Origin of the sequence: Flavicella sp., assembly GCF_029238425.1 — a bacterium.
Taxonomy (GTDB): Bacteria; Bacteroidota; Bacteroidia; order Flavobacteriales; family Flavobacteriaceae; genus Flavicella.
The window spans coordinates 1-11,648 of the sequence record NZ_JAQWGB010000131.1 but is presented as its reverse complement, the minus strand read 5'-3'; the positions used below and the strand labels follow the sequence as shown (position 1 = coordinate 11,648).

Annotated in this window: 13 protein-coding genes; 8 read left to right on the top strand and 5 right to left on the bottom strand. The window is 34.9% G+C overall.

The features are described 5' to 3' along the window. The 3 genes from P8H68_RS09910 to nudK form a co-directional block, all read left to right on the top strand. On the top strand, nucleotides 1–766 hold a 766-nt coding region (locus tag P8H68_RS09910; RefSeq protein ID WP_300324284.1), incomplete at its 5' end, for a hypothetical protein. A 180-nt stretch (nucleotides 767–946) separates the two neighbouring features. Next, a complete protein-coding gene (locus tag P8H68_RS09905; RefSeq protein WP_300324281.1) occupies nucleotides 947–1,108 on the top strand; it encodes a hypothetical protein in 162 nt (53 codons plus the stop codon). Next, nucleotides 1,101–1,685: a GDP-mannose pyrophosphatase NudK gene (gene nudK, locus P8H68_RS09900; protein ID WP_300324278.1), complete on the top strand. Its 585-nt coding sequence runs from the start codon at nucleotides 1,101–1,103 to the stop codon at nucleotides 1,683–1,685. Before P8H68_RS09905 ends, nudK begins: the two co-directional genes overlap by 8 nt. A gap of 88 nt (nucleotides 1,686–1,773) precedes the next feature. Here the strand turns inward: nudK and P8H68_RS09895 are convergent, their stop codons facing one another. The 4 genes from P8H68_RS09895 to sucC (P8H68_RS09880) form a co-directional block, all read right to left on the bottom strand. After that, the gene (locus tag P8H68_RS09895) at nucleotides 1,774–2,400 is read right to left on the bottom strand and encodes a thioredoxin family protein (protein WP_300324275.1); all 627 of its coding nucleotides are present in this window, start codon (nucleotides 2,398–2,400) and stop codon (nucleotides 1,774–1,776) included. A gap of 64 nt (nucleotides 2,401–2,464) precedes the next feature. Next, nucleotides 2,465–3,427: a D-2-hydroxyacid dehydrogenase gene (locus P8H68_RS09890; protein ID WP_300324271.1), complete on the bottom strand. Its 963-nt coding sequence runs from the start codon at nucleotides 3,425–3,427 to the stop codon at nucleotides 2,465–2,467. A 141-nt stretch (nucleotides 3,428–3,568) separates the two neighbouring features. Further along, on the bottom strand, nucleotides 3,569–4,762 hold the full coding sequence (gene sucC / locus P8H68_RS09885; RefSeq protein WP_300324268.1) for an ADP-forming succinate--CoA ligase subunit beta: 1,194 nt from the start codon (nucleotides 4,760–4,762) through the stop codon (nucleotides 3,569–3,571). Nucleotides 4,763–4,972: 210 nt separating this feature from the next. Beyond that, complete coding sequence (sucC, locus tag P8H68_RS09880; RefSeq protein ID WP_300324266.1) at nucleotides 4,973–6,166, bottom strand: ADP-forming succinate--CoA ligase subunit beta; 1,194 nt, start codon at nucleotides 6,164–6,166, stop codon at nucleotides 4,973–4,975. Between the two features lie 184 nt (nucleotides 6,167–6,350). Between sucC (P8H68_RS09880) and P8H68_RS09875 the strand changes: the two genes are divergently transcribed. The 3 genes from P8H68_RS09875 to P8H68_RS09865 are packed head-to-tail and all read left to right on the top strand — an operon-like array spanning nucleotide 6,351 to nucleotide 8,448. Then, nucleotides 6,351–7,055: an ABC transporter ATP-binding protein gene (locus tag P8H68_RS09875; RefSeq protein WP_300324263.1), complete on the top strand. Its 705-nt coding sequence runs from the start codon at nucleotides 6,351–6,353 to the stop codon at nucleotides 7,053–7,055. After that, a complete protein-coding gene (locus P8H68_RS09870; protein ID WP_300324260.1) occupies nucleotides 7,055–7,792 on the top strand; it encodes a 5'-methylthioadenosine/adenosylhomocysteine nucleosidase in 738 nt (245 codons plus the stop codon). Before P8H68_RS09875 ends, P8H68_RS09870 begins: the two co-directional genes overlap by 1 nt. Continuing rightward, nucleotides 7,792–8,448 carry an HAD-IIIA family hydrolase gene (locus P8H68_RS09865; RefSeq protein WP_300324257.1) on the top strand — a complete coding sequence of 219 codons (657 nt, stop codon included), beginning with the start codon at nucleotides 7,792–7,794 and terminating at the stop codon, nucleotides 8,446–8,448. The genes P8H68_RS09870 and P8H68_RS09865 overlap by 1 nt, the downstream gene beginning before the upstream one ends. Nucleotides 8,449–9,046: 598 nt before the next feature. Here the strand turns inward: P8H68_RS09865 and P8H68_RS09860 are convergent. After that, complete coding sequence (locus P8H68_RS09860) at nucleotides 9,047–9,895, bottom strand: transketolase (RefSeq protein WP_300324254.1); 849 nt, start codon at nucleotides 9,893–9,895, stop codon at nucleotides 9,047–9,049. Between the two features lie 254 nt (nucleotides 9,896–10,149). Here P8H68_RS09860 and P8H68_RS09855 point away from each other — a divergent pair, with 254 nt between their 5' ends. Both P8H68_RS09855 and P8H68_RS09850 read left to right on the top strand, forming a co-directional pair. Continuing rightward, on the top strand, nucleotides 10,150–11,298 hold the full coding sequence (locus P8H68_RS09855; RefSeq protein ID WP_300324250.1) for a tyrosine-type recombinase/integrase: 1,149 nt from the start codon (nucleotides 10,150–10,152) through the stop codon (nucleotides 11,296–11,298). Between the two features lie 128 nt (nucleotides 11,299–11,426). Then, nucleotides 11,427–11,648, top strand: a 222-nt coding sequence (locus P8H68_RS09850; RefSeq protein ID WP_300324247.1) for a hypothetical protein, incomplete at its 3' end; no start/stop codon positions are given.

Below are 11,648 nucleotides of genomic sequence, written 5' to 3'. Positions count from 1 at the left end.
TGCCAATGGTTCAGCAACTCCCGTAGATGTTGAGGTTGTTTCTACTGAAACGTATACTCCACAAGATTTTGGATTGGTAAGCTTCCCTATTACAGAAGTTGAAAAATTAGATTTTCTTTTAGCTGTTTCTGAATTAGGTTCAAATGAAATTCTAGCAGGAGAATATTCTATAACCGCAACTGGTTTTTCTACCAGTAAAGCATTTACAGCTATTGAAGAAAATGTTGTTACCGTAAGAGATATTAAAGATGCCGTTTATGAAATACATGTTTCAGTTGAGGGATATGAATCTCAAACTATTGAACTTACAAGGGATCAAATTGCAACTATTTACCATGTGGCTCCTTTAGTAGTTGAATTGACAAAAGTCACTAATTTATTATCTAATGTCATCGAACAAAACATTAATGCACCCCTTTGTTTGGGTGGCGCTGGTCAAAGTTTTACCGCAAGTGAAAATTTCATTTGGAAGGTATTAGAGGTTCAAAGTTGTAGTGGAGCACAAACAGGTACCTTGACAATATATGATGGTTCAGGCACAGGAAATCCAATATTGCTGACACAAAACATTACACTAATTGATGGAATAAATCAAATTATATTGGACACACCTATTAGTTGCACTGCAGGTCATCAGTATACATTTTCAACAAATTTAGCATTGAGCTATTCTTTTGGAGGAGATCCATATCCAGGAGGAGTATCATATTCTGGTGGTGCACCATTTGTTGCGGATAGAGATATGTATTTTAAAGTAGGAAATTAGTTTACGTTCATACAAATAAAAACTAGAAAAAATCTTCAGGAATTATCCTGAAGATTTTTTATTTTCATATTTAAATGATCTTGATTTATTAAGTTTATTTATCTTTTCCATAGGACATAACACAGCTAATACATGTATTATTTTTCGTAAATTTGTAATAGCTTAAAATAAAATATTACGATGAAATACCTTAGTCCAGATATTGAAAAGCTTGCAAAAAGCACTTCTAATAAATCGTTGGCAAAGCCAGGAGTTTCTTGTGGTATTTTCCAAGATTGTCATGATACCGATTTGAGTTACACACAAAAAATGATTGAATTTAACAAAAAGAAAAATGGATAGTGAACGCGTAAAGGTTAAAAACATTGAAGTTTTATCTGATAATTGGTACACCCTTAATAAAGTTACTTTTGATTATTTAAGAAATGATGGTACTTGGCAAACTCAAATAAGAGAATCTTATGATAGAGGAAATGGTGCAGCTGTTTTTATGTATAATAAAACCACAAAAAACGTAATTCTTATCCAGCAATTTCGATATCCCAGTTATGAAAATGGTAATAAAACCGGACTTTTAATTGAAGCTTGCGCAGGATTATTGGATGAAGATGATCCTGAGACTTGTATCAAAAAAGAAATCTTTGAAGAAACAGGTTACAAAATTCAGTCTGTTGAAAAAGTATTTGAAGCTTATATGACACCGGGAGCGGTAACCGAACAAATTCATTATTTTATTGCGGAATATACCGATAATATGAAAGCCACTACAGGTGGTGGTTTGCATACAGAACAAGAAGATATTGAAGTCTTGGAAATGTCTTTCTCAGAAGCAATTCGCTTATTAAACGAAGGAAAAATTAAAGATGCTAAAACCATGCTTTTATTGCAGTACGCAATGATTCATAATTTAGTGGATTAAAGTATTCGCCAAAATGCACTCTTTCTGATACCAAAAAAATCAAAATATCAGCATAAAAAACCCCATTCAAAATTGAATGGGGTTTTCTTTAACTTGCTTTTTTCAAACTATTCTTGAGCGTACTTTTCAGTAAGCTTAGAATATCGTCCAAAGTATCTTTTCCTTTGTCTTTATTATACCATTTTTGAAGATCCTCCTTGAACTGAGGGTCCAGCCCTCCATGAGTTTCTTTATAATCATTCACCAATTTAGTAGCAGTCTTTGGTCTTGGTCCCCATTCTCCTACTACGGTTTCCGTTTTATTATCGATGACAATTAGTTTTGGAATTGCCTTGTTTCCGTTCGTTAAGAACTGATTCATCAAAGCTTCATTCTCATCACGCAACACCACTTGCAAATTAATTCCATCGGATAATTCCGCTACTTTATCAATCATTGGAGTCGATTGAGCAGCATCACCACACCAACTTTCAGTAATAAGCAACCATGTTTGGTCGACTTCTGTATTTTCAATGAAATCTTTTGAGACATCGTCTATTTTAAGTGTTTTGTGCAAACGTGCCATTCTACGTTCATTCAACTTAGAATAATTCAACAAAGCGTCCGATTGATTTGGACCTGTAGATTTGCCATCTAGAATAAGCTGACTTACCATTTCTTTATATTCCGAAAAACCAATACCTTTTTGTAAACTCTCTTTAATTATTGCATCCATGTCCAAATTGTTTTTTTACTTGGACGAAATTAAATCAAAGCCTAACATCAGTTTTTTCAATACCTCAATTGACTTTATTGATAACCTCTCCTGACAGGTATGCTTTTAAATTACCTACTGCTGTATGCATTAGTCGTTGTCGCGCTGCTTTGGTTGCCCAAGCAATATGTGGTGTAATGATGCAATTCTTTGCTCCCAATAAAGGGTTATTCGCTTTCATAGGTTCGGTAGAAACTACATCCACTGCAGCGGCATAAATTCTATCATTGTTTAAGGCTTCTGCCAAATCATTTTCATTGACCAATCCACCTCTAGAAGTATTGATAAGCATCACTTCCCTTTTCATTTGCTCTATCAAAGACTTATTTATCAATCCTTGATTTGAATCTGTCAATGCACAATGCAAACTGATCACATCCGAAGTTGCAACCAATTCTTCTAAACTAACAAATGCTAAAGAATCCGATTCAAATTCTTTTTTGATAGTTCTATTATAAACCAAAACTTTCATTCCAAATGCTTGTGCCAATTGCGCCGTAGCCTGACCTATTTTACCAAAACCAATCAACCCCATTGTTTTCCCTTCTAATTCAATCAGTGGAGTATTCCAATAACAAAAATCGGCCGATTTTACCCATGCTTTATTTTGTACCGATGTATTGTGATCGCCTATATGGTGACACATTTCTAACAACAAACCCATTACAAACTGTGCAACCGCTTTGGTGCCATAAGCAGGTATATTTGTAACAACGATGTTTTTTGAAGTTGCAGTTTCTATATCTACTACATTGAACCCTGTTGCCAAAACACCAATATATTTAATAGTTGTAGCCTTTTCTAAAACCTCTTTTGAAAGTACCGTTTTGTTAGTGAATACAATAGTTGCCTCTGAAATTACTTCTACAATCGCATCTGTTTTATTTTCTAATCTATCATAGACAACCACTTCGCCAAGTTCCTTCAAAGCGTCCCAACTCAAATCTCCTGGATTGAGCGTATATCCATCTAATACAACTATTTTCATTTCTTTCTATTTTATAAAAATCTAAACTAAGCTTTTTATTTTAGTGTATATCCATCCTAATAAAAAACCACGCGAAATTTATTGTATAAAAAAACCGTTTCCAACAAAATTGAAAACGGTTTTAAAATATATGATATAAGCCTAAGCCAATACTTCTTGTACTTTATCAGCAGCCTCTTGAAATTCAGTAGCAGAAATAATTTCCATTCCACTATTGTCAATTAATTCCTTAGCTTCCTTAGCATTTGTTCCTTGTAAACGACAAATGATTGGTACATTGATTTTATCTCCCATACTTTTGTAAGCATCTACAACTCCTTGTGCCACCCGGTCACAACGAACAATACCTCCAAAAATGTTTACCAAAATTGCTTTTACGTTCGGGTCTTTTAAAATGATTCCGAAAGCAGCTTCAACACGAGCAGCATCAGCAGTACCTCCTACATCTAAGAAGTTTGCTGGATCTCCACCTGCCTGTTTGATTAAATCCATAGTTCCCATTGCCAAACCAGCTCCGTTTACCATACATCCAACATTTCCATCTAAATCTACATAATTCAACCCTACAGCTTTCGCTTCTACTTCAATAGGATTCTCCTCACGTACATCTCTCATTTCTAAATAATCCTTGTGACGGTATAAAGCGTTTTCGTCTAAAGTAACTTTGGCATCTACTGCTAAAATTTTATTATCAGAAGTTTTTAAAACAGGATTGATTTCGAACATTGCAGAGTCAGAAGATACATAGGCATTGTACAAAGCAGTAACAAATTTTGTCATTTCTTTGAATGCATTACCGCTCAAACCTAAATTGAAAGCAATTTTTCTAGCTTGAAAAGGCAATACTCCCGTTGCAGGATCAATCTCTTCTGTAAAAATTAAGTGTGGCGTTTCTTCTGCAACAGTTTCAATATCCATACCACCTTCCGTAGAATACATCACCATATTACGTCCAGTCGCTCTATTCAATAAAACAGACACATAAAACTCTTCTGTTTCTACTTCACCAGGATAGTAAACATCCTCAGCAATCAATACTTGATTTACTAATTTACCTTCTACAGAAGTTTGAGGTGTTACTAACATCATCCCTAATATATCATCAGAAATACTTTTAACTTCCTCTAAGTTTTTTGCTAATTTTACTCCTCCACCTTTTCCACGTCCACCTGCATGTACTTGAGCTTTTACTACATACCAACTTGTTCCGGTTTGATCCGTAAGTTTTTTTGCAGCTTCCACAGCTTCATCAGGAGTACTTGCAACGATACCACGTTGAATTCTTACTCCAAAACTATTCAATATTTCTTTTCCTTGATATTCGTGTAAGTTCATCTTAATTTATATTTTTTGTAAAAAAAATCCGTGGCGAAAATACTAATTAATATAGAACAAATACAAAAAAAGTATCAATCTATTTTAGAAATATCAAATAGATACGAAAACGTATTAGTAATTATGATTTCATAAAAAAATACGACTATTTAAAACAAAAAAACCGTTTCCAACAGAATTGAAAACGGTTTTAAAATATATGATATAAGCCTAAGCCAATACTTCTTGTACTTTATCAGCAGCCTCTTGAAATTCAGTAGCAGAAATGATTTCCATTCCACTATTGTCGATTAATTCCTTAGCTTCCTTAGCGTTTGTTCCTTGTAAACGACAAATGATTGGCACATTGATTTTATCTCCCATGTTTTTGTAAGCATCTACAACTCCTTGTGCTACACGATCACAACGAACAATACCTCCAAAAATGTTTACCAAAATTGCTTTTACATTCGTGTCTTTTAAAATGATTCCGAAAGCAGCCTCAACACGAGCAGCATCTGCAGTACCTCCTACATCTAAGAAGTTTGCTGGATCACCACCTGCCTGTTTGATTAAATCCATAGTTCCCATTGCCAAACCAGCTCCGTTTACCATACAACCAACATTTCCATCTAAATCTACATAATTCAATCCTACAGCTTTCGCTTCCACTTCGATAGGATTTTCTTCTTTTACATCTCTTAATTCGATATAATCTTTATGACGGTACAATGCGTTTTCATCTAAAGTTACTTTAGAATCTACTGCTAATATTTGATCATCAGCTGTTTTGAATACAGGATTGATTTCAAATAATGAAGAATCAGAACCTACGTATGCATTGTATAAAGCAGTAACAAATTTTGTCATGTCTTTAAAAGCAGCACCAGACAATCCTAAGTTAAATGCAACTTTTCTAGCTTGGAAAGGTAACACTCCCGTTGCAGGATCAATCTCTTCTGTAAAAATTAAGTGTGGCGTTTCTTCCGCAACTGTTTCAATGTCCATACCTCCTTCTGTAGAATACATAATCATATTTCTACCAGTACCTCTGTTTAACAAAACTGACATATAGAATTCTTCTGGCTTAGAAGGTCCATCATAATATACGTTTTCAGAAATCAATACTTTATGTACTTCTTTCCCTTCAGCAGATGTTTGCGGTGTTACCAACATCATCCCTAAAATTTGCTCCGCATATGTTTTAACTTCTTCGATAGATTTAGCGATTTTTACACCACCTCCTTTACCACGACCACCAGCGTGAATTTGAGCTTTTACTGCAAAAACAGTACATCCTTTTTCCTTATTAATTTCATTGGCAGCAGCTAAAGCTTCTTCTGGAGTGTTTGCAACAATCTCCATAGGAACTTTTACTCCAAATCCTTTTAAAATTTCTTTCGCTTGATATTCGTGTAAATTCATCTAATTTAGTTTAAAGTGTGACACAAATGTAGGAATCCTTTAGCCAAATCCCATGTTTTTAAATGCTTTTAGGACGTTATTATCCATTCCAAAATTTTTGATAGTCTAAATTAACAAGAAAGCTAAAAAAGGAAGCTCATTTTGCTGCATTTTTAATATTTTCGTGGTCTCAAGCAAGCAAAAAATGATAAAAGCAAGTAATTTACATAAGTATTATGGAGAACTAGAAGTTCTTAAAGGTGTTGATATCCATATTAACAAAGCAGAGGTAATTGCCATCATTGGTCCTTCTGGAACCGGTAAAACAACTTTACTGCAAATACTGGGAACTTTAGATAGACCGACTAAGAAGTTAGATTACACACTTGAAATCAACGGAAAATCACTTCAGAACATGTCGGACAGCATGTTGTCTAAATTTAGAAACGAAAATATCGGGTTTATTTTTCAGTTTCATCAATTATTACCTGAATTCACAGCTTTGGAAAATGTGTGTATTCCGGCTTTTATCGCCAATAAAAACAAAAAGGAAACAGAAGAAAAAGCACTGAAGCTGCTAGATTATCTAGGGTTATCAGAAAGAACAACTCATAAGCCCAACGAATTGTCGGGTGGTGAGCAGCAACGTGTAGCCGTAGCCAGAGCTTTGATAAATGATCCGGTAGTAATTTTTGCTGATGAACCTAGTGGAAACCTAGACTCTAAATCGGCCGAAAACCTACATCATTTATTTCTAAAATTACGTGAGGAAATGGGACAAACTTTTGTGATTGTCACCCATAATAAAAAACTTGCTGAAATGGCCGATAAAACGCTTGAAATGAAAGATGGAATCATCATTGAGGAAACCAATAATCAAAAAAAAATAACAGAAGAAATCACAGAATAATGGCTATAGGAATCATTAGTGCAATGCCCGAAGAAGTGCAATCTTTGATTGATGTACTTCAACACGTAAGCGTATCGGAAAAAGGAATGCGTTCTTATTATAAAGGAACTATCAACTCAAAAGAAGTAGTTATTGCCTTTTCTAGATGGGGAAAAGTGGCCTCTGCCATTACTGCCACTCAAATGATCAATGATTTTAATCTAGAGGAGATTATTTTTACAGGTGTCTCGGGTTCTCTAGAAGGTAGTTTAAACGTTGGAGATATTGTATTGGGTACTGAAATGTATCAGCATGACATGGACACTACTCCCCTTTTCAAAAAATTTGAGATTCCTCTTTTAGGAAAATCATTCTTTGAAACTAAAAACAACGAAAAATTAGAAAATGCGGCTGCCTCTTTTGCTTCTCATATAAAAGACCATGTGCCTGTCGAAAAACTAGAGCAGTTTAAGATTGAAGCAGTACAAGTAAAAAAAGGAGCTATTTTAAGTGGAGATCAGTTTATAAGCTCAAAATCGAAAGTAGCGGAGTTAAAAAAGGAAATTCCCAATGCTTTGTGCGTTGAAATGGAAGGTGCCTCCGTGGCTCAAGTATGTTTTGAATATGATATCCCCTTTTCAATCATCAGGATTATTTCTGACAATGCTAATGACGATGCTCCCATTGATTTTCCTGAATTCACAAAAGCTGTGGCCTGTAAATACGCAAAAGGAATCTTAGAGAAATACATAGACTAATGGATACAACTACAACTATAGAAGGTATTATTTTTGACTTGGACGGAACGCTTGTCAATTCTATTGAGGATATAGCAGATTCAATGAATTTTGTACTACAGCAAGAAAATTACCCACAACATTCTTATGCAGCACATGCTTCCTTTATTGGAGGCGGTATTAGAAACCTAGTATCTAAAGCGGTACCTAGCGGATCTACTTCGGAAGTTATTGACCGTTGTTTTGAATTGATGTTAGCTCATTATTCAGAAAACTGTACAAATAAAACAACCTTATATGAAGGAATAGAAACATTATTAGAGCTTTTGGATTCTAAGGAAATTCCTATGGCGGTTCTTTCTAATAAGGCAGATGCGCTTACTAAAAAGGTGGTTCAAGAAAAACTACCGGATCTATTCAAACAAGTAAAAGGAATGACTACAGAAGCTTTGAAGAAGCCCAATCCTGAGGTGGTTTTAAAAATGTGTCAAGACTTAAAGTTGGATCCTAAGAAAACTTTTTATGTTGGTGACACCGCTGTAGATATTGAAACGGCCAAAAACGCAGGAATGATTTCTGTTGCCGTTACTTGGGGATTTAGGTCTAAAGAAAGTTTAGAAAAACTGAATCCAGATTTTATTATTGATAGTCCAATGAATTTGCTAGATATTATCTAGTGTAGATATGTAGACTTCGACGGGAAACCAGACCCTGAGCTTGTCGAAGGGTATACCGTTATTGGAATTGAGACTTCGACAGGCTCAGCCTCCGGATGGAAAATGAGACTTCGACAGGCTCAGCCTCCGGATAGAAAAGAGACTTCGACAGGCTCAGCCTCCGGGATGTAACGGACCCTGAGCTTGTCGAAGGGTAACCGTGGCGAGGTTTCGACAGGCTCAACCTCCGGGAACGTGAATCAGCCTCCGGATAGAAAATGAGACTTCGACAGGCTCAGCCTCCGGATAGAAAAGAGACTTCGACAGGCTCAACCTCCGGATAGAAAAGAGACTTCGACAGGCTCAGCCTCCGGATGGAAAATGAGACTTCGACAGGCTCAGCCTCCGGATAGAAAATGAGACTTCGACAGGCTCAACCTCCGGATAGAAAAGAGACTTCGACAGGCTCAGCCTCCGAGATCTAACGGACCCTGAGCTTGTCGAAGGGTAACCATAGCGAGACTTCGACAGGCTCAGCCGCCGGGAACATTGTTCAGCCTCAACAAAAAAAAGCCCAATCAATAAATGATTGGGCTTTTATATTATATCACTGATACTCTTAATAGTCTCCTAAGGTAGCAGGGTTTTGAGCTAATGCTTCTTCCAATTGTGAATCGCTTGGTGCTTTACCGTGCCATGCGTGTGTGTTCATCATAAAATCAACACCGTTCCCCATTTCAGTTTCTAATAAAATACAAACAGGCTTTCCGTTTCCAGATAAGTCTTTCGCTTTTGCTAATACCGCTTGGATCGCTTCAATATCATTTCCTTCTTTTTCTTCTAATACGATCCATCCGAAAGCTTCAAATTTATCTTTTACAGAACCCATCGCTAATACGTGGTCTGTAGTACCGTCAATTTGTTTTCCGTTTAAATCTACTGTTGCGATTAAATTGTCTACTTTTTTAGCAGAAGCATACATAATTGCTTCCCAGTTTTGACCTTCTTGCAATTCACCATCACCGTGTAAAGAATATACTAATTTATCTTCTCCGTTTAATTTTTTAGCTTGAGCTGCTCCAATTGCATTAGACATTCCTTGTCCTAATGAACCAGAAGCCATACGGATTCCTTCTAAACCTTCATGTGTAGTAGGGTGTCCTTGCAAACGAGAGTTTAACAATCTAAATGTTGCTAATTCTGCTACTGAGAAATAACCACTTCTCGCTAAAACACTGTAAAAAACAGGAGAAATATGACCGTTTGATAAGAAGAATAAATCTTCATTTTTACCATCCATGTCAAAACTCTCAGAATTGTAAGACATTACATCTTGATACAATACTGTTAAAAACTCTGTACATCCTAAAGATCCTCCTGGGTGTCCAGAACTCACTGCGTGTACCATACGTAATATATCTCTTCTTACTTGTTGAGAAAAATCTTTCAATTCTTGCGTTGTAGCCATTCTAATAAATTTGTTGGCAAAAGTACATTATTTTATATGATGTTACAAACATAAAATCTTAATAAATGATGATTATTTTTTTGTGTTTTTTTCTGTCAACATTCTCCCCTATTCATCGATGTTTATGATATGACTTGGTCTTATAATTATATCTTATTCTTTTTTTATTTACCAATAAAATTTACTGAACATAGAACAATAAATATTTCCATATACCCCTTCATAAATCAGCTTTTTTCACTATCTTATATACTATGAAAAAGACTAAAAAAACCATTGTAATTCGTATTGAAAAGCATCGAAAAGAAACTGTTTATAGTTTGAAATTTATTTATGACAGAGATTTGATTGCTATTTGTAAAAAATCAAAAGCTAGATGGAGCAGCAGTAAGGAAAGTTGGTATTATTTAAAGAAAGAAACGGAACTGGATTCTATTATTGGGTTGTTTAAGCATGTGGCTCATTTGGATATGACGGCTATTTCTGTGGATCGGTTGAAAAAATCGTCTGAAGTGGCTATCAAAGACAAATTGACTGTTGAGCAACGAAAGCATTTGAATCAATTTTATATTTATTTGAAAGGGAAACGATTTAGCGAAAGTACTTTAAAAACGTATAGTACTTTGATTGCAGATTTTGTGTTTCATAGAAAAGACGAAGCTCCGATAGTTTTAAAAACCATAGAAAATTATGTTCAGTCGGTACTTGTAGAAAAGAATTTTTCGATTAGTGGACATCGACAATTTATTAGTGCGATGAAACATTATTTAGTTTTTACAAATTCTGATTTAGAATTGGATTTTGCTAAGGTGGCGCCAAGAAAAGATAAAAAGCTACCGAATGTATTGTCGCATTCCGAAGTTATTGAATTGATACGTGTTACCAAAAACTTAAAACATAGAATTTGTATTGCTTTGATTTATTCGTCTGGATTGAGAATTGGGGAGTTGACTTCTTTGAAATTAAGGAATTTGGATTTGCAGAGAAAGATGCTCAAGGTTGAAAGTGGGAAAGGAAGAAAAGATAGATATGTACCTATTGCAGAAGTGATGATTCCGATGTTACAAAATTACTTAACGACATATGATCCTAGCACTTATTTGGTAGAAGGTTATGAGCCTGGGCAGGCTTTTTCAGCGGTTTCAATTAGAAGTTTTTTGGGCAGAAGTTGCAAATTGGCCGGGATTACTAAAAAGGTAACGCCCCATACCTTACGACATAGTTATGCCACTCATTTATTAGAAAATGGAACAGACATTCGTTATATACAGACTTTATTGGGACATACGAGACCAGAAACAACAATGATTTATACGCATGTACACAGTCAGGATTTGAAAAAAATCACGAATCCATTAGATTTAATTGTCAAGCAGTTAGAACAACGGAAAAAAATTAATTAGTTTTGTTTTCATACATTGATTTATATTCGATGTATGGAACACAGCGATAACCTGCGTGACGAGCTGTTATTCGATGTATTTATAAAACATATAACACTTTGCCAAAAATTACCGAAAAAAAAATGCAAATGAAAACATACAAACTAAAAGTACCAGTTTATATTTCGGATGAAAGAGAAGATGAAAAAAAGACAATTGAATTTAAAGAATTAAATTTTTCGAAAGAACTTTTAATTGAGACTATCATAGAAAAGATTAATAAATTTAATGAAAAGAAAACTCTAATAACAAAAAAGGTAAGAAATAAAACTATTACACAAAACGTAGAAGATATTTCTTATGAAAAAATA

Bases quoted from the DNA above. Each gene is read 5' to 3' on its own strand.
- P8H68_RS09860 (WP_300324254.1), bottom strand. From the start codon at position 9,895: ATGGCTACAACGCAAGAATTGAAAGATTTTTCTCAACAAGTAAGAAGA.
- sucC (WP_300324268.1), bottom strand. From the start codon at position 4,762: ATGAACTTACACGAATATCAAGGAAAAGAAATATTGAATAGTTTTGGA.
- sucC (WP_300324266.1), bottom strand. From the start codon at position 6,166: ATGAATTTACACGAATATCAAGCGAAAGAAATTTTAAAAGGATTTGGA.
- P8H68_RS09865 (WP_300324257.1), top strand. From the start codon at position 7,792: ATGGATACAACTACAACTATAGAAGGTATTATTTTTGACTTGGACGGA.
- nudK (WP_300324278.1), top strand. From the start codon at position 1,101: ATGGATAGTGAACGCGTAAAGGTTAAAAACATTGAAGTTTTATCTGAT.
- P8H68_RS09870 (WP_300324260.1), top strand. From the start codon at position 7,055: ATGGCTATAGGAATCATTAGTGCAATGCCCGAAGAAGTGCAATCTTTG.
- P8H68_RS09905 (WP_300324281.1), top strand. From the start codon at position 947: ATGAAATACCTTAGTCCAGATATTGAAAAGCTTGCAAAAAGCACTTCT.
- P8H68_RS09895 (WP_300324275.1), bottom strand. From the start codon at position 2,400: ATGGATGCAATAATTAAAGAGAGTTTACAAAAAGGTATTGGTTTTTCG.
- P8H68_RS09875 (WP_300324263.1), top strand. From the start codon at position 6,351: ATGATAAAAGCAAGTAATTTACATAAGTATTATGGAGAACTAGAAGTT.
- P8H68_RS09855 (WP_300324250.1), top strand. From the start codon at position 10,150: ATGAAAAAGACTAAAAAAACCATTGTAATTCGTATTGAAAAGCATCGA.
- P8H68_RS09890 (WP_300324271.1), bottom strand. From the start codon at position 3,427: ATGAAAATAGTTGTATTAGATGGATATACGCTCAATCCAGGAGATTTG.